Consider the following 18073-nt stretch of genomic DNA (forward strand, 5'->3'; position numbering starts at 1 on the left):
AGGCGGCGCCGTCCAACATCCAGGCGGTCCCTTGCAGCCGGTGGGTACAAACGGCGCCGCAGGGTTCTTGCGATGCCCGACCGATGGGTCGCGCGCTCGCAGAGGAAGAAAAGCCGCCGTTTGCCGTGTAAAGGCGAATAGCGGCCAAACGATCAGTAGGTTTCGACGATGGCGCTGTAATCGCCGCGCACTTGGATCGTCATGTCGATCGGGGTGCTGTCGCGGTTGCGCCAGAACCAGCCATGATCACCGGCGAAGGGCGCCTCGATGCTACCCTCGCCGTCGGTCGCGCCGCTGCCGCGTTCGTAGTCGATGGCCTCGCCGCCGCTATGGGCGTGCAGGTCGAAGTTGACCCGGCCACCGGTCGCGGTCCAAGCGTATTCGACCACGCCGCCCTCCTCCATTGTCATCTTGATCTCGGCAGTGTCGCCGGGTTCCAGCGTGAAGGTGACAGTGTCCGTCCAAGCCTCGGGTGCCTCTTGGGCGTAGGCCGTACCGACGAACAGGCCGAAGATGCTGTCGAGGACGCTGGACGTCTGATCCTGCGCGGGCTGTTGCTGCCCCAGCTGTTCGTCCAGCAAGCGATCCGCCTCGGCCTCGGCGGCCAGCTGGACCTTGATCTCGCCCATCTCGGTCAGGCCGGTGACGCGACCGATCCCGGTTGGGTCGATGCCGTATTCGGCGGGCAGGTAGATGGCGACCATGATCACCGCCGCGCCAATGCCGGCCAGGATCGTGGAGCGGCGCAGCTGCGCCTTGGTCGGTAGCTCGTCGATGTTCGGTTTGGGTGCATTGTGCATGGGAGTATCCAATCTGTTTTCAGGTTGAAGCGATGTAGCCGGCGACCTGGTTGAAGGTCAGCCAGATGCCGAGGCCCATCATCACCACGTTGGCGATGGTGGCCTGGCGCAGGAAATTCGGGCTGCGGCGCCAATAGCCCATGACGATCAGGATCACCGCCAGAGCCAGCAGCTGGCCGACCTCAACACCGACGTTGAAAGCCAGCAGGTTGGCCAGTAGCCCGTCCTGCGGGATGTCATAGTCGAGGATCTTGGTGGCCAGACCCGTACCATGAAACAGGCCAAAGATCAGCGTGGCGGCCTTGGTGTTCGGCTGGACCCCGAACCATCTTTGATAGGCGCCAAGGTTGTCCAGCGCCTTGTAGACCACGGACAGACCGATGATCGCGTCGATGATGTAGGCGTTGATGCCCCAGCCATACCAGACGCCAAGAAGCATCGTGACCGAATGGCCGATAGCGAAGAGACTGACATAGATGCCGACGTCTTTCATCCGGTAGAGGAAGAACACCACGCCCAGCAGGAACAGGATGTGGTCATAGCCCGTCACCATGTGCTTGGCACCGAGGTAGATGAAGGGGATGATCTGCACCCCCCAGATTTCCTGGATGTAGCCCGCGTCGCCGGCGGTGACATTATGAGCAAGGGCTGGAGCTGCGGTCAGCATGAAGGCCGCCATGATAGCAAGGGTCAGCATGGCCGTCTGGCGTGGCGCCAGGGCAGGCAGGACCCGCAGAGTCGAGGTCATGAGAAAACTCCGGTGTGGATTTGTTTGATCGGGAAAGCCGCGCGAAGGCGGCGCCGATCAGGCCCGCGGAGGTCGTTCGATCAGATAGACCCGATGCGGCCCGTCGAGGGACGCACGTAGCCGGAAGCCGTCCCGATAGGCTGTGGGCGGGTACGAGCCGGCAGTGAGAACCAACATGGCCTGAGAGTGATCGTGATCGGCCACGTCATGGCTGTGACCGTGCAGCGCCCAGAACAGATCCTCCTCCAGCCCATGGGAATGGCCGTAATCCGCGATCATGTCCGTATGCTCGGCCACAACCTCGAAGATCGAAGGGACGTGGCTGGAGCTTGGCGCAAGGGACCAGACCACCAGCGACAGGCAGATGACTGCCACAAGTGCGCTTTGCGCAAATGTCCGCACGTGGTTCACTGGCCTGCCCGCTCACTCGCGGCACGCTGATCGTGCCGTCTTGTTCTATCCCCTCGGGGGGATAGCCTGACTGTATGACACACCCGCATGTTCACGCAAGCCACCCTGCCCTCGTCACCCGGCTGAAACGCGCCGACGGCCACTTGCGGGCAGTGATCGAGATGATCGAGGCTGGAAAACCCTGCCTTGATATCGCCCACCAGCTGCAAGCGGTCGAGAAGGCCGTCATCAATGCCAAGCGGGCCCTCATCCACGACCATATCGATCATTGTCTGGACGCCGAGCATTCAGCTGACGATCGCGCCAAAATGAAGGCCATTTCCCGATACCTTTGAGGTCACCTCATGCTGGACGTCCTCGCCGACCGCACCTACCGCCACCTCTTTGCAGCGCAGGTGGTGGCGCTTCTGGGCACTGGGCTTGCCACGGTGGCGCTTGGGCTTCTGGCCTTCGATCTGGCAGGCGACAATGCGGCCATGGTGCTGGGCACGGTCTTTACCATTAAGATGGTGGCCTATGTTGGCATTGCCCCCATCGCGGGCGCCTTCGCAAATCGCGTGCCGCGCCGGGGCTTCCTGGTGGCGCTGGACCTGGCGCGGGCCGCTGTCGCGCTGTGCCTGCCCTTCGTCACCGAGATCTGGCAGGTCTATGTGCTGATTTTCGTGCTGCAATCCGCCTCCGCGGCGTTCACGCCGACCTTCCAGGCGACTATCCCCGACGTGTTGCCCAACGAGGCGCGCTATGCCCGCGCGCTGTCGCTGTCGCGGCTGGCCTATGATCTTGAGAACATCGTCAGCCCGATGCTGGCCGGCCTGCTCCTGGCTGTGATCAGCTACAACTCCCTCTTCTTCGGAACGATGGTCGGGTTTGCGGCATCTGCGGCACTGGTCCTCTCGGTCATGCTACCCAGCCCGAAACCCACCGAGCCGCGCGGGATCTATGACCGCACGACCGGCGGCATCCGTATCTATCTGGCCACGCCCCGCCTGCGCGGATTGCTGGCGTTGAACATGGCCGCCGCAGCGGCAGGGGCGATGGTGCTGGTCAACTCGGTCGCGCTGGTGCGCGGCACGCTTGGGCTGGATGCCTCCGCACTGGCCTGGACGTTGCTGGCCTTCGGGGCAGGCTCGATGATTGCAGCCCTGCTGCTGCCGCAGGTGCTGGACAGGGTGCCGGATCGCCCGGTGATGGTGGGCGGGAGCATTCTGATGGTGCTGACCCTTCTGGGGCTGGCAGGTGGGGTCGCCGCGTTTGGCCTGGCCTGGCCGGCCCTGCTGGGTGCTTGGTTCTTCGTGGGGCTCGGATATTCCGCTGTTCTGACGCCGTCCGGGCGGCTTCTCCGGCGCTCAGCCCATGCCGAAGACCGTCCGGCGCTCTTTGCCGCGCAGTTTGCCCTGAGCCACGCCTGCTGGCTGCTCGCCTATCCCCTGTCGGGGTGGCTGATGACCCGGCTCGGCCCCGTCGCAGCGCTTGGCGGTCTGGCCGCATTGGCCATCATGGGCCTCCTGGCCGCCCTCCGGCTCTGGCCGCGCAATGACCCAGAGACCCTGGAGCATACCCACGATAACCTTCCACTTGATCATCCGCATGTGCAGGGGACACGCCGCCACGCCCACCCCTTCGTGGTGGATGAACACCATCCCCGGTGGGCGTCACAGCTGTAGAGGTAGCCATAGGACAGCGTGGCTAGCATGTGGCCGACACTGATTAAGCGCCAGCATCGACTACTTGACGTACAAATACCCGGCGGCAATGAAATTCAAACCAAGCTGGCAGGATATCCAGCTGCGGCTAATGCTGTTTGGACACTATCGGGATCAGCGCGGCTGCGTAAGTTGATGCTTCGTGACGCCATGTCGAAATCGATTTGTGCCTCAGCGTCCAAGGCATGAATGGTCTTTTCCACCTTCGCCCTGCAGTGGCCGCAGCTCGTACTAGGAATACTAAACGTCGCCATTTGCAGATCTTCTCTCATTTTTTCGGACCTTTCTATTTGCTCTTTAACGCTAAATTTTCGAACGAAAAAATTACCTATAGGAGCCAGTTCCTGTTATCGCTTATTTTTCCGAGATCAGTTGGCTTTGGTGCGGGGAGTGCCCGCAGGTGCGTCGCCATTCGCCTCGATATCGGCAATGTAACTTGTCATTTCAGCTATCTCGTTCCGCTGAGCTTCGATGATCGCGTCAGCAAGGTTCCGGACCCATGGATCTGAAAAATCAGCTCGCTCAGGTGAGACGTCGTGCTGACAACGTAGTTCGCTCTGCAGCCCCCCTATTTGAAAAGCCGCGCCATCAATGTCCCAGCATGGTGACCTTGATCAGCATCCAGATGGCCATGGCGATCATCATCAGGTTCTCGGTCAGCGACACGAAGCCCAGGGGCACGTTGCTGTCGCCACCCACGCAGGCGCATTTGATCTCGCGCTTGTCGATATAGACCGCCTTGTAGACCGATACGGCACCGATCGTGCCAATGAACAGGGCGACCGGGATCGACAGCCACATCAGCGCGCCCGCAACCATCAGGACACCTGCCAGACCTTCGGCAAAGGGATAGACGTATCCGTAGCGCACCCATCTCTGCGCCAGCAGGTCATAGTTCAGGAACATGGTGGCGAAGCTGTCCACGTCCTTCAGCTTTTGCAGGGCCAACAGACACATCGCGAAGGCCACAAACCATTCCGCCGCAGCGACGGTTATCAGTGCGCCGAACGCGGCCCAGCTGGTGGCCAGCGCCATCGCGGCAGCCATGGCGAACAGCGCTATCACCGGGCGGTAGGTTGTCGCGCTCTTGTCGCGAACGGTCTTTCCGAAATGCCGCCGCAGGTCATCATAGCCGCCGATCCGCTGGCCGCCGATGAAGGTCTGCGGAGTGGTCTGGACGTCGTGCTCCTCCTTGAAGGCATCGACCTCGGCGCGGGTGGTCAGGTGACGATCCTCGACGCTGAAGCCCTCGCGCTTGAGCAGATCCAGCGACTTGAGCCCGTAGGGGCACATGTGCTTTGTCATGACCATCCTGTGGAGGGTCGCGGTTTTAGACGCTGCGTTTGCCATTGGAAGTCCTCAATATCTAGCAAAGACGTTTGTGCCCGTGCCGGTCCAGAGAATGACCTCGAACGGCTCGCTCTGATCGCCCATCTCCATGCCGGGGGAGCCGATCGGCATGCCCGGAACCGCTAGACCGAGGGCATCGGGATTCTGATCCAGCAGGGTGCGGATGGCCTCGGCCGGAACGTGGCCCTCGATCACATAGCCCTCGACAAGAGCTGTGTGGCAGGACCTGAGAGGCTGGGGCACGGCATACTGATCCTTTAAGGCGTCGACATCATCCGAGAAGGTTTCCTCGACGGTGAACCCGCTTTCCCGCAGGTGATCGATCCACGCGCCACAGCAGCTGCAATCGGGGGAGCGGGCGACCGAGATGAGGGTTTTTTCCGGCGCGGGTGATGCGCTCAGCACCGCACCTGCCGGAGCAAGAACCGCTGCCATCGTTCCGATGAAAAGACGTCTGTTGATCATGATGTGATCCTTTCCTGGATAGCCGTGTTGCTTTTGTTGCGATGCTTTCGGCCGCCTTGCGTCGGGGCTTTCTGCGCCGCCAGATCCTTTAGGATGGGACAGTCCGGGCGCTCATTTCCGGCACAGGTTCGGGCCAGATCCTCCAGCGTGCCCGCCATGTCCTGGAGATGGGCGATTTTCTCGCGGAGATCCTGGGCCCGCGCCTGTGCCAGTGCTTTCACATCAGCGCTGCGCCGGTCCTTGTTTCGCCATAGGTCCAGCAACTCGCTGATCCCTGCGATCGAGAAGCCCAGATCCCGCGCCCGCGCAATGAACCGCAGCATGTGGACGTCTGGATCCGTGTAATCCCGATACCCTGTCCGCGTCCGCTCTGCCTTCGGGATCAGCCCTATCTGTTCGTAATAGCGGATCATCTTGGCTGTGACGCCTGACTGACTGGCGGCTTCTCCGATATTCATGATCGTCGCTCCGTCGCGTGTTCGGGACAGATATGGGGCTTCCCACCATGGTAAGGTCAAGGGCGTGGCGGGCATTTTTTACAGAGGCCGAGAGCGATCAGCGGCACACCCGACACCGAGAAGAAGACCGCGCGATCAAAGCCGCGCGGCCTGATACATCTCACTCGGCGTTTTCAGAGAGCCAAGTGGTCATTTGCTCCATCTCGCCGACTTGGGCTGCGATGATTTCACCCGCAAGCTTGATCATCTCCGCGTCTTCGCCATGTTCAAGCAAGACCTGCGCCATATCGATGGCGCCCTGATGGTGGGCAATCATTCCGCAGGCGAAAGCCACGTCAGCATTTTCGTTCATCATGCCGTCGTGCATGGCGGGCATCGTGACCATCATGCGGCGCATGTTCTCCTGAACGTGTTCGGGCATGGTTTCCATATCCATGCCGCCCATGCCCATCATGGCGCCCATGCCGCCTGTATGATTTCCATGACCGGCAGAGGTCTCGGGCATTCCCCCCATCGGCATGTCTCCGGCAGGCATTTCGCCACCGGCCGGCATGTCGCCTGCGGGTGCTGCCATGGCGCACTGCTCGGGCATCTGGAAGTCAGTGTCTTGGGCAAAAAGCGGCGTAGAAAGGCTGCTTGCCGTGACCGCCGCAATGATAAGAGCTTTGTAAGTAATCATTTTCGTTCTCCGATGTTCGTTTTTCCGGATCATTCCAGAATTTCAGTAATGGTCAGCTTTCCCTTCACCCGGTCAACGGCAAAACGAATGTTCTGTCCCTCGCTCAGGTCATCGAGCATTTCCGGCTCTGCGACCTGGAAGACCATTTTCATGGCCGGCATATCCAGGTTCTTCAGCTCCTCATGGTCGACGGTCACCTTGCTCCACTGGGTGTCGATCTTGGTGACGGTCCCATTGGTGATGTGCGTGTCAGCCAGAGCGGCCCCGGACGACACGATCAACGCCGCAGCGGTCAAATGGATCAGGTTCATGGTCAGGTCCTCGCGGTTCAGGATTTGGTGACGTTCAGGGGGCCGTGCATGCCGGACTCGTAATGGCCCAGCATCAGACAGGCGAATTCGTATTCGCCGGCGTTCTCGAAGGTCCACAGGATCTCACCAGTCTCGCCGGGCTGGAGACGGACCGCATTCGGATCGTCATGTTCCATCTCAGGGAACCGGGCCATCAGCTCCTTGTGCTCGGCATTGGCCTCCACCGTGTCCATGACGAACTCATGATCCAGTTCGCCCTCGTTGGTGATGACGAGGCGCACAGTCTCTCCGGACACAAACGACAGCTCTGCAGGCTCGAAAATCATCGTGCCCTCTTCGGTTTCCCGCATGGTGACTTCGACAGTCTTCATGTCGCCGGCAGAGGCTTCGGCAGGCGGGCCCATGGCGTAGTCGTCATGGCCGCCTTCATGGGTTCCCGCCGCAAAGGTGATGGCCGGGAAGAGGGTAATGGCAGTCACCAGCATCAACGATTTCATCACGTTTCCTTTTTGTTGCTCGATAGGGTCAGGTCAGCCCAAACGCTTGCCGCCACGCGGCGTCAGGATCGTCTTGGGGCTGTAGTTGCTGGCATGTTCGGGCAACTCGCCCGTCCATTCCCAGGCCTGCGTACCGGGGGGGTTCTCGTACCAACCCGGATCGGAGTAGTCGTCAGGGGCGATGCCTTCGCGCACTTTCACGACAGAGAACATACCGCCCATTTCCAGCGGACCATGCGGACCCCAACCGGTCATCATCGGGATGGTGTTCTCGGGGATCTCCATGGACATCTCGCCCATATCCGCCATGCCGGCGGTGCCCATCGGCATGTAGCCGGGCTGATGCCTGCGGACCATGTCAGTGACGCGGCTCTTGTCGGCGCCAATGATTGTGGGCAATTCATGCCCCATGGCATTCATGGTGTGGTGCGACTTGTGGCAGTGGATCGCCCAGTCACCCAGATGTTCGGCGTTGAACTCGTAGGCCCGCATCGCACCCACAGGGATGTCGATGCTGACCTCCGGCCAACGGGCCTCGGGCCGGACCCAACCGCCATCCGTGCAGGTCACTTCGAAATCATAGCCATGCATGTGGACGGGGTGGTTGGTCATGGTCAGGTTTCCGACCCGGACGCGGACCCGGTCGCCCCTGTTGACTACCAGAGGATCGATATCGGGGAAGATGCGGCTGTTGAACGTCCACAGGTTGAAGTTCGTCATCTCGGCGACGCGGGGGATATAGGTGCCGGGATCGATGTCATAGGCTGCCAGCAGGAAGGCGAAGTCCCGATCCACCGGCATGAAGGCCGGGTCGCGCGGATGCACGATGAACAGCCCCATCATGCCCATGGCCATCTGGACCATCTCGTCGGCGTGGGGGTGGTACATGAAGGTCCCGGACTTCACGAGGTCGAACTCGTAGACGAAGGTCTTGCCCGACGGGATGCCGGGATGGCTGAGCCCCGACACGCCGTCCATCCCGGATGGCAGGATCAGGCCGTGCCAGTGAACCGAGGTATGCTCAGGCAAACGGTTGGTCACATAGATCCGGACCCGCTCCCCCTCGATGGCCTCGATCGTGGGGCCGGTGGACTGGCCGTTATAGCCCCAGAGGCGCGCGATCATCCCGTCTGCCATGATGCGCTCGACCGGCTCGGCGACCAGGTGGAACTCCTTGACGTTGCCGTTCATACGGTAAGGCAGCGACCAGCCGTTCAGGGTCACAACCGGGTTGTATTCGATCCCGGTCGTGGGGCGCGGCGGCACCTGCGTATAGGGGCTGTCGGTACTGGCGGCTTCGGGCAGATCGCGAAACCGCGTTTCGGCCTGACCCATGTTGACGGTCAGGGCCGCAGCCCCTGCCCCGATGCCCGCACCCATCACTTGCCGACGATTCATCATTCGTCCTCTCCATTGTCACTTGCGCCACCCCAGATCGCGGCGGTGGCATCCGCCTCGGCCAGCCAATAGTCGCGCTTGGCCTCGGCAGCGCTCAGTTGGGATTCGAGACCCTCGCGGGCGTCGTTCAGCAGCTCGAAGGTTGAGGTCAGCATGCCGTTGTAGCTCAGCAGCGCCTGCTCATCGATTTCCCGGCGCAGGGGCAGGACCTGATCGCGCCAATGCAGAGCGATCTGATGCTTGCCCGTGACCGCCGTGTAGGCCGAGCGCGCCTCGGAGCGGGCATTAATTGCCGACTGCGCCAGGCTGTTGGCCGAACGCTGGTATTCCAGCTTTCCGCGCCGGGAGATCAGGCCACTGGTATCGTAAACCGGAATGCTGAACGCGACATCGACGATGGGGGAGCGCTCGTTTTCACCATCCTCGCGCTCGATCTCGACGCCGGCACCGACTTCTGCATCTGACAGCATCCTGGTCTGGCCGTTCAGCTTGTAGCGCGCCGCCACAGCCTCCATTTCCAGCCGTCCTGCCGCCAGATCCACGCGGTTTTCCAAGGCCAGACGCTCGATATTAGCCCTGTTCGGCACGCTGCCCGGAAGCGCGGGCAGACTGTCGGGAATATAGAAATCGGTATCGGTGCCCCATAGGCCCAGAAGACGGACCAGCTGTTCCTTTGCCAGTTGGGCCTCCAGCCTCGCCTCTGCCTGTTCGGCGGCCAACTCCGCGGTGAACACATGTTCCCGTGCCTGATCGGCACGGCTCAGTGCTCCCGTTTCGCCAAGCTGCGCGGCCAATTCGGATGCCGCGTCCGCGGCACCTTGGGCGCGCCCGACAAGTCCGGCGGCCTCGAACGCACCGACGGCCTCGATCCAGGTCCGGCGGGTTTCATGGGCAAGCGCCAGGGTTTCGCCCGCTGCAGCAAGTTGCGCTTGCCGGAATTCAAGATCGGCTGCCCGCGTACGGTATTTTTTTGTAACCATATCCAGAATTGAGGACGCCACCGTGCCTTCCACGGACCGGGTGACATCACCGCTGACCAGCCCCGACACAGAGATGCCGACGCTCGGTACCGGCCCGAGAGCTGTCTCCCACAGGTCTGCCGCAGACATGCCCAGATCGGCATAACTGGCCTGCAGGCCGGGGTTGTTCAGAAGCGCCACCTGCACCGCGTGTTCGGCGCTGATCGTCTTGCCCTGAACGACGGTACGAACGCGTTGCGCATGGGCCTGCCGCTCCGCCGGGGTCTGGAGCCACGCTGCCTCTGCCCCCGTCGCCTGACGCGAGATGCCAGCAACGGTCGCGAACCCTGCCCGCTCGTCGCGGGCTTTGCTCATCGTTGCCGTATCCGCGCAGGCTGTCAGCAACAGCAACGCGCCCATCGAGAGTCTCAATGCCGTCTTCATTCGACACCCGGACCTTGCGCGTTGTTCAGATCGGTCCAGTTACCCGACTCCTGAACGCTGCGGCTTCGATAGGTGACGGCGGGACCAGCCTGCAGGGTCGAGACCGGCGACGCGGTATCGGCGACGCTCACAAGCCCAGCAGACGTATCCAGAGGAGGCAGCGGCGCGCAGCCCACCGCAAGCAGCGGCATCGCAGCCGCAAACACGAATTTCATGAGAAGTTTCCGCTTTTAGATCAGAATGATGAAAGCCGCGGTCGGTCAGACCACGTCAGGCAACGTTCGGATTAGGCCCGCGGAGGGCGGCGAAGTCCTTCGGAGACGGTCAGTTCCACCAGCGGGGCCGTACGGACGGCATCCAGAACCTGGCTGATCAGAAAAGCCTGGGCGACATCGCTGGATGACAGGAACGCGGTCGCAGGGCAGGCATGGGCCTTGCAGTGCGAGCCATGTCCCTCGGAGGATGTATCTTCGTCATGCACATGGTCTTGAACCATCACCGCTGGTTCATGGACATGGTCGGAACCCCCTGCCCCGGAATGCTGGCCATGTCCGTCTGGTGCCTCGACTGATGCCGCTGTCAGCATCATCTCGCACTTCAGATCCATCGACGCGTTGCCAGCAGACACGGTGATGCCCATCGTGACCAAGGTCACGACGAAGAGCATAGCCAGCTGGCGCAGCACGTGGATCATGAGTGATGTCTATTGGGGTCAAAGTTCCACATCAATGGATTTCGAGAGGCTCACGCACGAATGTTACCCTCTCGGCAGGATGTTGCTGCTTCGCGAAATGCTGCTGCAAATACCATAGAGTGCCGGCTGCAGTTGCTGCAGATCGAACGTGATCATTCAGAGCCCTACGCATAAAGCATCACTGGTACACCCGGCTGCAGCATTGCGTAGACATCCTCGATTTCCTGATCGGTGAGGGCAAGGCACCCAGCTGTCCAATCGCGGTTGCGTGGTGCAAGGGCGTTCCCCTCCGGGCCTCGCCCGTGGAACATGATGTCGCTCCCGGCACTACGACCAAACTGTGCGGCGTAAGCCTTGTCCTGTTCGTTTGGGTAGGAGATACCGACAGACAGGTGATACCTGCTGCGCGGGTTGAAGCGGTCGATGAAATACAGCCCCTCGGGCGTCTTTCCGTCGCCTTCGAACTGCTTGTGACCGACCGGCTGGTTGCCCAGCCCAAAATCATAGGACCGCAATACAGTCTGGCCGTTCAGCAGATGCATCCGGCGTTGGCCCTTGTAGACAGCCACCTGTGTTACCGGCGGGCCGGAGTATCGCTTGAATTGCGGTGCAGGGGCCGAGCCGGGCCCTGACGATCCGCATGCAGCAAGGGATGCGAGCATAGCCAACGACGCATGTCGGCGATTAAAGGTCATCATAGAGAGAGCTCCTTGGAGATCATGCTTCAGGCCGGCGCAGCGGCGTATCGGTTGAAGATCGTATAGCTTCCATCCTTGAGCACGAGCAGGACATCATAAGCCTCACGGCGGCTTTCCGGGCCCATTCCGGGGCTGCCATAGGGCATGCCCGGAACGGCCAGGCCAAGGGCGTCAGGGCGCTCTTGAAGCAGTTTGCGGATATCGGTGGCTGGAACATGTCCTTCCACAAAATAGCCCTCGACCGACCCGGTGTGACAGGACGTCATGTCGATGGGAACGCCGAGATCGATCTTGTGCTGCATGAGAAGCGTGCCGAAACGCTCCTCACTCGTGACCTGAAAGCCGGCATTCTGAAGGTGCTTTGTCCATTGCCGACAGCATTCGCACCCCCTGCCCTCCACGACATGAATGGCGGGGGATACGACGGGCAGCTGCCCAAATGCAGGCAGTGCGGTCACGGCGGCGGCGGCACATAACACGAAGCGACGGGTGATGAGGTTCAACGCCGATCCTCCCAGCAAAGGTGGCCAGGGACCGCCGATTGGCTTGTGGATTTTGCTGCGATCATTCTTCGGGTCCCTCACGGTCGGAGACCTCGGCCTGATACTCGTATTGGCGCTTGGGCCATGTGCTTTTGATGTAGGCCAAGGTGGCGCGGATTTCTGCATCCGTCAGAACGCCATCGAAGGCCGGCATGTCGCTTTCGTAGCCAGGCACGACACCACTGACCCCCAGCTTGGTCAGCGTGAAAAGCTGACTGTCGGAGTGGTGCCATGTATGCCCTGTTTCGTCATGGGGCGGTGCCGGCATCCGCCCGCTCTCCAGCGTACGTTTCCAGTCTGGCTGTCCTTCCAGATCCGGGCCGTGGCATGACGCGCAATTTTGCGCGTATAGTTCTTTTCCTTGTGCGATCTCTTGCGCGGTTACGGGGACGCCCAGAAAAGCCACTTCAGCCCTTTCGGACCGATTGACCTGGGCGAAAGCTGCCGCGGTCGCTACACCGGCAAATGACAGGCCGGCGAGCATCATGGCACGCACTCTCATGCCGGTCCCCGCAGGTACTTGAGAAGGGCGGCTATGCCCAGGAACAGGATAGCCAGGACGAGAAGCGCAAAGAGTCCGCAGCCCAGCATCATCATGCCCGCCATGGGGCTATTCATCATTGTCATGCCATTGCCCTCCACAGAGGGTGGTCAAGCCATTCTTCGCAAGCGGCATTGACCGCAGAAATCTCAGGGGAAAACTGAGTGTGTAAAGCTGCATGCAAACTTTGCTGCATAGGACACCTGACTATCTGGATTTGAAACGGGACTGCCGATCTGAAGGGATTCAGCAGTCCTGGCGGCGAACGAGCTCAAGGGGACAAAACCTTGTGCGCAAGCGTCGCCTGCCGCGGCGGCAGTCAAATCAGATGAATGGGCGTGGGGGGCTTCGTAACGGCAGCCAATTCAGGTCACTGAACATGATATCGCTAACCTGCCGCTTCGAAAGGCGCCGAGCGTGTCTGAGATCAGAGGTCTGAAATTCAGGAACCGTGACGAAGCCCCCCGCCGCACAGATCAGATTGCAGCCCGCCGTTCCAATTTCACCCCTGTCGCTGCAATCTAGGCATTCTGACATGCCGAAATGTGCCATTGCCATCATGCCGTCATCGGGCACTGACGCGGCAGTCGCCGGCGCGGGCATCATCGATCCAACCGCAAATACGGTGAAGGCGACAAGAAACAGGGCCCGCAGATAGTTCTTCATGACTATCGAGTTAGCGGCATGCTGCAGAAAAATCCATGACAAGATGATCGCTTTGCCGTGACCGGAACAGGATGGATCTGACCGGGACACTGGCGCTGAGCCGACGCCCGCCCTCGTGTTTCGACCGATCGCTTATCAGGGCCACATCTGCGCGGCATGCAGCACGCGAAGGATCGTCACGACAGACGGCGTCTCAGCATAGATGACAATGTAGTTCGGGCGAACGACCAATTCACGTGTTCCTTGAACGCGTCCTGACCGGCAGCGCTTGGGATGCATTGGAAGTTGCGAAACCTTTCCCTGAATTTCCTCCATCAGAGAAAGAGCAGCATCAGGATTGTCATCCGAGATATAGTCGACAATTGCCATGAGGTCGGCGACCGCGAAGGCTTTCCATTCGAGTTCAGGCACCCCGTTTGCCGTCGATCAATGCCCGGGCGTCGCGAATGACCTGGTCATGTGGAACGCCAGCTCGAGTGTCTGTCAGCGCTTCCTGCACCTTCGCCCGGAACCAGCTATCATAGCTTTCAGGATTTGCAGTCAGACCGGCCGGCAGTCCCCCTTCAGCAGCCACACGGGTCAGCAGGATACGGACTGCGTCTGATAGGGTCAGGCCTACACCTGCCAGTGCGCTACTGGCCTGTGCCTTGAGATGATCGTCCACACGGACATGCAGCATCGAGGTATGCGTGGGCATTCAAGCCTCCTGTGTATCTCATATGAGATACACAATGACATAGGAGGATCAAGACTTGTTTGGCCTTAACTGGCTCAGCAGTGTGGAATGCAGCTTCAAGAATGAGACGGAAGGCATTGTAGCGTCAAAAATTATTGCTTTTATCCCCGATATTACCCCCGAAAAACGTGGATAAGTTCTCAGCGTCCGGTGGCTGCGTGATGATGGCCGAGGTTAACGTCAACCAAGGTGCGTCAGCAGAGCTGGTCAGGCCAAGAGACCGAATATTAAGTCGCTGTCAGAAAAACGAGGGTTTTTCTTGCAGCTTCCCATCGACACAAGCTGCCTGATCCCTGCCCCGTATGCTGGACACAGTGCACGAACTGCAAGGGGTGCTGATTTGGCTTCGGTTGCTGATGGACGCCATAGACCTCGAGACCTTATTAGAGATTAGAGGGCCCAGACTACGTCGTTCACGCAGCAACAAGGAGCTATGCGGGATTTTGGGTGACGCGGCCTGATCAAGCGGCGCGGCTTTCGTTGGCGTCCTGCTCGGCGACACCGTCAGTGAACTTGACGCCTTCGACGACGAGAGGCAACTGGTTTGCGCCCTTCAGTCGTCGCCATTTCTTCGCTGCGGCCTGAACCAGCTTGAACACCATCAGCTTCGCTGTCTTCTGAGACAACGCGCCTTTGGTTCGGACGGTGCGATGGCGGACGGTCGCGAAGACGCTCTCGATCGGGTTGGACGTGCGCAGGTGGTCCCAGTGAGCGGCCGGGAAGTCGTAGAAGGCCAGCAGTGCCTCTCGATCCTTGGTCAGGCAGGCGACGGCTTTCTCGTATTTCACGCCATACTTCTCGACGAAGGTATTGACGGCGGTCTCTGCCGCCGCGCGGGTCGCGGCTTGCCAGATCTCCCGCAGGTCAGTCTTCACCGCCGGGTGCATCGACTTCGGAAGCTTGTTCAGGACGTTGGACACCTTGTGGGTCCAACAGCGTTGGTGGCGCGTGTCGGGGAAGATCTCATCCAGCGCCTTCCAGAAGCCAAGGGCACCATCTCCGACCGCGAGGTCCGGTGGCGCCGAGAGGCCGCGGGCCCTGAGGTCGACCAGCAGTTCATGCCAGCTCTGCGCGCTCTCGCGGACCCCAACCTGGAACCCCAGCAGCTCCTTCTTCCCTTCCGGCGTCGCCCCGATGATCACCAGCATGCACTCGGCCTGCGGCTCCATCCGGGCCTGCAGATACACGCCGTCGGCCCAGACATAGACGTAGCGCCGGGCCGAGAGGTTTCGGCGTTGCCAGCGGTCATGTTCTGCTTGCCACTCGCCCGTGAGCCGCGAGATCGCTCCTGGCGACAGGTTGGGCGCATCCGGACCGACCAGCGCGCTCAGAGCCTCCTGGAAGTCTCCAGTCGAGACGCCGCGCAAGTAGAGGACCGGAAGCAGAGCATCAAGGCTAGGCGAACGGCGCGCCCACTTCGGAAGAATGCGCGAATTGAACCGGATCTTGTCCTCCGGCGGCGCATCAGCTGCCCGGTCGCGCACCTTCTGTCTCTGCACCGGGATAGGGCCGATCCCGGTCTGGATGTTCCGCTCAGGGCCGGTGCCGTGGTGGACAACGCGCTGCCTGCCATCGGGCAGGCGCTCCTCAGCAAACTGCGCGACAAAACTCGCGGCCTCAGCCCTGAGTGCCGCTGCCAGCATCTGCCGGGCGCCGTCGCGTGCAATCTCGGTGAGTGGATCAACGACAGATCCGGGCTGGTGAAGCGGGGTGATCGTGATATCATCTTCCAAGGCGTATCGCTCCTTCGGGAGGTTCTGGCAGGCTTTGACACCCACCACGATACGCCGCCTTCTCAGACCCCATCACCCAAAATCGGCCATAGCTCAGCAACAAGGTCAATAGGTTGGATTTATGTCATCGTCTTTTTCCATGAAACCCCAGACCTGATCGCTTCTGGCGGCATGATCATGATTGTTGGTGCAGGAGTGTTGTCCCTTCGCCGATGAGCGGCAGCTTGTCCCGCAAAGCTGCCGGTCAGCCGTTGCGTCCGTGTGAGCGCTATGCGGGACCTTCCGGCCATTCGCCGCAGGTACAGCCAGCCGATATAAACAGCCAGCTACATCGCCTCGGGGCCGGGCAGCAGCATGCAGTAGTTCAGCGCGTGCAGGAAGCGCCGCTAGCCCAGCCATTTCTGTTCTTCGACAAGGATGCGATGCATCAGGGCAATCTGGCCTGCCGGGCCGCCGAAGCTGAGCAAGCCGATACGCGTGGCCTCGCCCAGGGTCGGATAGGGACGGGTTGTCAGGATACAGTCCTCGGAGTGTTTGTTGGATCGTTAACGTCTAGGCCGATGAGCGGCCATCTTGCTAAGTCCACAAATAGGGGATACCCCTATGCCTATGGGACATACGATCAAGAACAAGGCGGCCCTGCTGGCGCGTGTGCGGCGCCTCAAGGGGCAGATAGACGCGATCGAGCGCATGCTTGATGAGGACGCGCCCTGCGCCGAGGTGGTGAACCTCGTGGCATCCGTCCGCGGTGCCATATCGGGGCTGACGGCGGAACTGATCGAGGATCACGTCCGCAACCATGTCGCCGATCCCGAGACGGATACCGATCCGAACCGAGCCAAAGCGGCAGGCGAATTGATCGCCGTCATCAGGACCTATCTCAAATGACCGATGCCAGCCGCTTTGCCGCCCCGCATGAGCATGTCTTTCTGGGGCAGGATCATCACCGCAACGAGCGGCGCACCTGGGCCGTAATTGCCATCACGACGGCGATGATGGTGATCGAAATCACCGCCGGCACGGTCTTTGGTTCGATGGCGTTGGTGGCGGACGGCTGGCACATGGCAACGCACGCCGCTGCCTTGCTGATCGCGGCGCTCGCCTATCGCTTCGCCCGGCGCAGGGCCGATGACAGGCGCTTTACGTTCGGGACGGGCAAGCTGGGCGATCTTGCCGGGTTCGGCAGCGCGGTCATTCTGGCAGTGATTGCGCTGCTGATCGGATGGGAGAGCTTTCAGCGTCTCGTCAACCCGGTGGCAATCAGCTTCGGCCAGGCCATTGCCGTGGCTGTCATCGGGCTGATCGTCAATCTGGGCTGCGCGTGGCTCTTGCGTGACGATCACGGCCATGATCACAGCCATAAGCACACTCATGAGCATGGGCACGGTCATCGGGACAATAATCTGCGCGCAGCTTACCTGCACGTCCTGGCCGATGCGCTGACGTCGGTTCTGGCAATCATTGCACTGGTGGTGGGCAGCCAGTCCGGCTGGCTGTGGATGGACCCTCTGATGGGCATTGTTGGCGGACTGGTCATCGCACGCTGGTCCTGGGGACTGATCCGCGACTCTGGTCGGGGACTCCTGGACTATGTTCCCGAGGACGAAGACCTTCCTGAGGAAATCCGCGAGGCCATCGAGATCAGCGGCGACCGGATCGTGGACCTGCATGTCTGGCAGTTGGGCCCGGGGCATCATGGTGCAACCCTGTCCATCGTCAGCGATGCGCCGCAAGACGTCAGCACCTATCGGGCCCGGTTGGCGCATATCCACGATCTGTCGCACCTGACGATCGAGGTGACCCGGCCCGGCTGATCCCTCAGCCGAGCGGTATCCAGAAGACCTGCCCGTCCCCATCGGCAGCAAACAACCAGCCACTTTCCGTAGCCACAGCCAGTGTCTCGATGGCCGGTCCCTGCCTCTGCTTGATGATCTTCGGCACGGCATCGTCCTGCGCCTGCGACACCATGATCCGGCCATCGGCAAACCCGGCAAGGACCCGTCACGAGTGTTCTTTCATGGTGACAGACCTGCAAGGGCGCCTTTCCCATCGGTCCGGTGGCCCCGTCGAATGACCATAGGATCGCACTATCCGCCCCGGTCGTAGCGAGCTAGGGTCGCGTGCCGCACCAGGCCTAGCCTTAGAACGAAGCTGACCGCTACGTCAGCGTACCAGAATCGCGGAAATCAATGGGACGGGAACGGCGCATACGAATGATCTCGACCGCCATCGAAACCTCC

Annotated in this window: 27 protein-coding genes and 1 pseudogene; 4 read left to right on the top strand and 24 right to left on the bottom strand. The window is 60.9% G+C overall.

Translation table 11 applies throughout. The features are described 5' to 3' along the window. Nucleotides 1-152 precede the first annotated feature (152 nt). The 3 genes from E4191_RS22370 to E4191_RS22380 all read right to left on the bottom strand — a co-directional run bounded on the left by E4191_RS22370 (nucleotide 153) and on the right by E4191_RS22380 (nucleotide 1923). Nucleotides 153-800 carry a transmembrane anchor protein gene (locus tag E4191_RS22370; protein WP_139616516.1) on the bottom strand — a complete coding sequence of 216 codons (648 nt, stop codon included), beginning with the start codon at nucleotides 798-800 and terminating at the stop codon, nucleotides 153-155. A gap of 19 nt (nucleotides 801-819) precedes the next feature. Continuing rightward, on the bottom strand, nucleotides 820-1497 hold the full coding sequence (locus E4191_RS22375) for a HupE/UreJ family protein (RefSeq protein WP_369126997.1): 678 nt from the start codon (nucleotides 1495-1497) through the stop codon (nucleotides 820-822). A 108-nt stretch (nucleotides 1498-1605) separates the two neighbouring features. After that, nucleotides 1606-1923, bottom strand: a complete 318-nt coding sequence (locus E4191_RS22380; protein WP_228461935.1) for a hypothetical protein — start codon at nucleotides 1921-1923, stop codon at nucleotides 1606-1608. 110 nt (nucleotides 1924-2033) lie between these two features. Between E4191_RS22380 and E4191_RS22385 the strand changes: the two genes are divergently transcribed. Together E4191_RS22385 and E4191_RS22390 are read left to right on the top strand one after the other, a co-directional pair. Beyond that, nucleotides 2034-2294 (top strand): metal-sensing transcriptional repressor, encoded by a 261-nt coding sequence (locus E4191_RS22385; RefSeq protein WP_139616518.1) that lies wholly within the window; start codon nucleotides 2034-2036, stop codon nucleotides 2292-2294. A gap of 9 nt (nucleotides 2295-2303) precedes the next feature. Beyond that, nucleotides 2304-3623, top strand: a complete 1320-nt coding sequence (locus E4191_RS22390) for an MFS transporter (RefSeq protein WP_139616519.1) — start codon at nucleotides 2304-2306, stop codon at nucleotides 3621-3623. A 95-nt stretch (nucleotides 3624-3718) separates the two neighbouring features. Here E4191_RS22390 and E4191_RS22395 read toward each other — a convergent pair whose 3' ends face one another. The 20 genes and pseudogenes from E4191_RS22395 to E4191_RS22490 all read right to left on the bottom strand — a co-directional run. Then, entirely contained in the window at nucleotides 3719-3934 is a 216-nt protein-coding gene (locus tag E4191_RS22395) for a heavy-metal-associated domain-containing protein (RefSeq protein WP_331459693.1), read from the bottom strand. Between the two features lie 316 nt (nucleotides 3935-4250). Next, the gene (locus E4191_RS22405) at nucleotides 4251-5012 is read right to left on the bottom strand and encodes a MauE/DoxX family redox-associated membrane protein (protein WP_139616520.1); all 762 of its coding nucleotides are present in this window, start codon (nucleotides 5010-5012) and stop codon (nucleotides 4251-4253) included. A gap of 9 nt (nucleotides 5013-5021) precedes the next feature. After that, nucleotides 5022-5477, bottom strand: a complete 456-nt coding sequence (locus E4191_RS22410) for a DUF411 domain-containing protein (protein ID WP_176562857.1) — start codon at nucleotides 5475-5477, stop codon at nucleotides 5022-5024. After that, complete coding sequence (gene cueR, locus E4191_RS22415; protein WP_139616521.1) at nucleotides 5474-5935, bottom strand: Cu(I)-responsive transcriptional regulator; 462 nt, start codon at nucleotides 5933-5935, stop codon at nucleotides 5474-5476. Before cueR ends, E4191_RS22410 begins: the two co-directional genes overlap by 4 nt. A gap of 160 nt (nucleotides 5936-6095) precedes the next feature. After that, nucleotides 6096-6647, bottom strand: a complete 552-nt coding sequence (locus tag E4191_RS22420; protein ID WP_228461936.1) for a DUF305 domain-containing protein — start codon at nucleotides 6645-6647, stop codon at nucleotides 6096-6098. Next, on the bottom strand, nucleotides 6644-6925 hold the full coding sequence (locus E4191_RS23975; RefSeq protein ID WP_211242310.1) for a copper-binding protein: 282 nt from the start codon (nucleotides 6923-6925) through the stop codon (nucleotides 6644-6646). The genes E4191_RS22420 and E4191_RS23975 overlap by 4 nt, the downstream gene beginning before the upstream one ends. A gap of 17 nt (nucleotides 6926-6942) precedes the next feature. Continuing rightward, on the bottom strand, nucleotides 6943-7422 hold the full coding sequence (locus E4191_RS23980) for a cupredoxin domain-containing protein (protein WP_176562858.1): 480 nt from the start codon (nucleotides 7420-7422) through the stop codon (nucleotides 6943-6945). Between the two features lie 33 nt (nucleotides 7423-7455). After that, nucleotides 7456-8823 carry a multicopper oxidase family protein gene (locus E4191_RS22430; protein WP_139616522.1) on the bottom strand — a complete coding sequence of 456 codons (1368 nt, stop codon included), beginning with the start codon at nucleotides 8821-8823 and terminating at the stop codon, nucleotides 7456-7458. Next, nucleotides 8820-10223, bottom strand: coding sequence for a TolC family protein (locus E4191_RS22435; protein WP_228461937.1), 1404 nt, complete (start codon nucleotides 10221-10223; stop codon nucleotides 8820-8822). Before E4191_RS22435 ends, E4191_RS22430 begins: the two co-directional genes overlap by 4 nt. Next, complete coding sequence (locus tag E4191_RS22440; RefSeq protein WP_139616523.1) at nucleotides 10220-10438, bottom strand: hypothetical protein; 219 nt, start codon at nucleotides 10436-10438, stop codon at nucleotides 10220-10222. The genes E4191_RS22435 and E4191_RS22440 overlap by 4 nt, the downstream gene beginning before the upstream one ends. Before the next feature lie 71 nt (nucleotides 10439-10509). Then, nucleotides 10510-10917, bottom strand: coding sequence for a hypothetical protein (locus E4191_RS22445; RefSeq protein ID WP_139616524.1), 408 nt, complete (start codon nucleotides 10915-10917; stop codon nucleotides 10510-10512). A gap of 164 nt (nucleotides 10918-11081) precedes the next feature. Continuing rightward, nucleotides 11082-11615, bottom strand: a complete 534-nt coding sequence (locus E4191_RS22450; protein WP_407947103.1) for a L,D-transpeptidase family protein — start codon at nucleotides 11613-11615, stop codon at nucleotides 11082-11084. 26 nt (nucleotides 11616-11641) lie between these two features. After that, nucleotides 11642-12118, bottom strand: a complete 477-nt coding sequence (locus tag E4191_RS22455) for a DUF411 domain-containing protein (protein ID WP_228461938.1) — start codon at nucleotides 12116-12118, stop codon at nucleotides 11642-11644. 61 nt (nucleotides 12119-12179) lie between these two features. Next, nucleotides 12180-12644: a c-type cytochrome gene (locus E4191_RS22460; protein WP_228461939.1), complete on the bottom strand. Its 465-nt coding sequence runs from the start codon at nucleotides 12642-12644 to the stop codon at nucleotides 12180-12182. Between the two features lie 11 nt (nucleotides 12645-12655). After that, nucleotides 12656-12784 (bottom strand): hypothetical protein, encoded by a 129-nt coding sequence (locus tag E4191_RS24660; RefSeq protein ID WP_269436688.1) that lies wholly within the window; start codon nucleotides 12782-12784, stop codon nucleotides 12656-12658. A gap of 238 nt (nucleotides 12785-13022) precedes the next feature. Beyond that, the gene (locus E4191_RS22465; protein WP_139616527.1) at nucleotides 13023-13364 is read right to left on the bottom strand and encodes a hypothetical protein; all 342 of its coding nucleotides are present in this window, start codon (nucleotides 13362-13364) and stop codon (nucleotides 13023-13025) included. Nucleotides 13365-13499: 135 nt separating this feature from the next. Then, nucleotides 13500-13775, bottom strand: coding sequence for a type II toxin-antitoxin system RelE/ParE family toxin (locus tag E4191_RS22470; RefSeq protein ID WP_139616528.1), 276 nt, complete (start codon nucleotides 13773-13775; stop codon nucleotides 13500-13502). After that, on the bottom strand, nucleotides 13768-14061 hold the full coding sequence (gene relB, locus E4191_RS22475) for a type II toxin-antitoxin system RelB family antitoxin (RefSeq protein WP_139616529.1): 294 nt from the start codon (nucleotides 14059-14061) through the stop codon (nucleotides 13768-13770). Before relB ends, E4191_RS22470 begins: the two co-directional genes overlap by 8 nt. Nucleotides 14062-14561: 500 nt before the next feature. Beyond that, complete coding sequence (locus tag E4191_RS22480; protein WP_135312179.1) at nucleotides 14562-15833, bottom strand: IS256 family transposase; 1272 nt, start codon at nucleotides 15831-15833, stop codon at nucleotides 14562-14564. A 329-nt stretch (nucleotides 15834-16162) separates the two neighbouring features. Next, nucleotides 16163-16351 (bottom strand): annotated as a pseudogene (locus tag E4191_RS22490) (chromate transporter); the annotation flags it as partial. 91 nt (nucleotides 16352-16442) lie between these two features. Between E4191_RS22490 and E4191_RS22495 the strand changes: the two are divergent. Both E4191_RS22495 and dmeF read left to right on the top strand, forming a co-directional pair. Further along, nucleotides 16443-16721 carry a metal/formaldehyde-sensitive transcriptional repressor gene (locus E4191_RS22495; RefSeq protein ID WP_139616530.1) on the top strand — a complete coding sequence of 93 codons (279 nt, stop codon included), beginning with the start codon at nucleotides 16443-16445 and terminating at the stop codon, nucleotides 16719-16721. Beyond that, entirely contained in the window at nucleotides 16718-17647 is a 930-nt protein-coding gene (gene dmeF / locus E4191_RS22500; RefSeq protein WP_139616531.1) for a CDF family Co(II)/Ni(II) efflux transporter DmeF, read from the top strand. The genes E4191_RS22495 and dmeF overlap by 4 nt, the downstream gene beginning before the upstream one ends. A gap of 4 nt (nucleotides 17648-17651) precedes the next feature. Here the strand turns inward: dmeF and E4191_RS23985 are convergent, their stop codons facing one another. Beyond that, on the bottom strand, nucleotides 17652-17801 hold the full coding sequence (locus E4191_RS23985; protein ID WP_176562859.1) for a hypothetical protein: 150 nt from the start codon (nucleotides 17799-17801) through the stop codon (nucleotides 17652-17654). Between the last annotated feature and the right edge of the window lie 272 nt (nucleotides 17802-18073).

The organism is Paracoccus liaowanqingii (genome assembly GCF_004683865.2).
GTDB classification, from domain to species: Bacteria; Pseudomonadota; Alphaproteobacteria; order Rhodobacterales; family Rhodobacteraceae; genus Paracoccus; species Paracoccus liaowanqingii.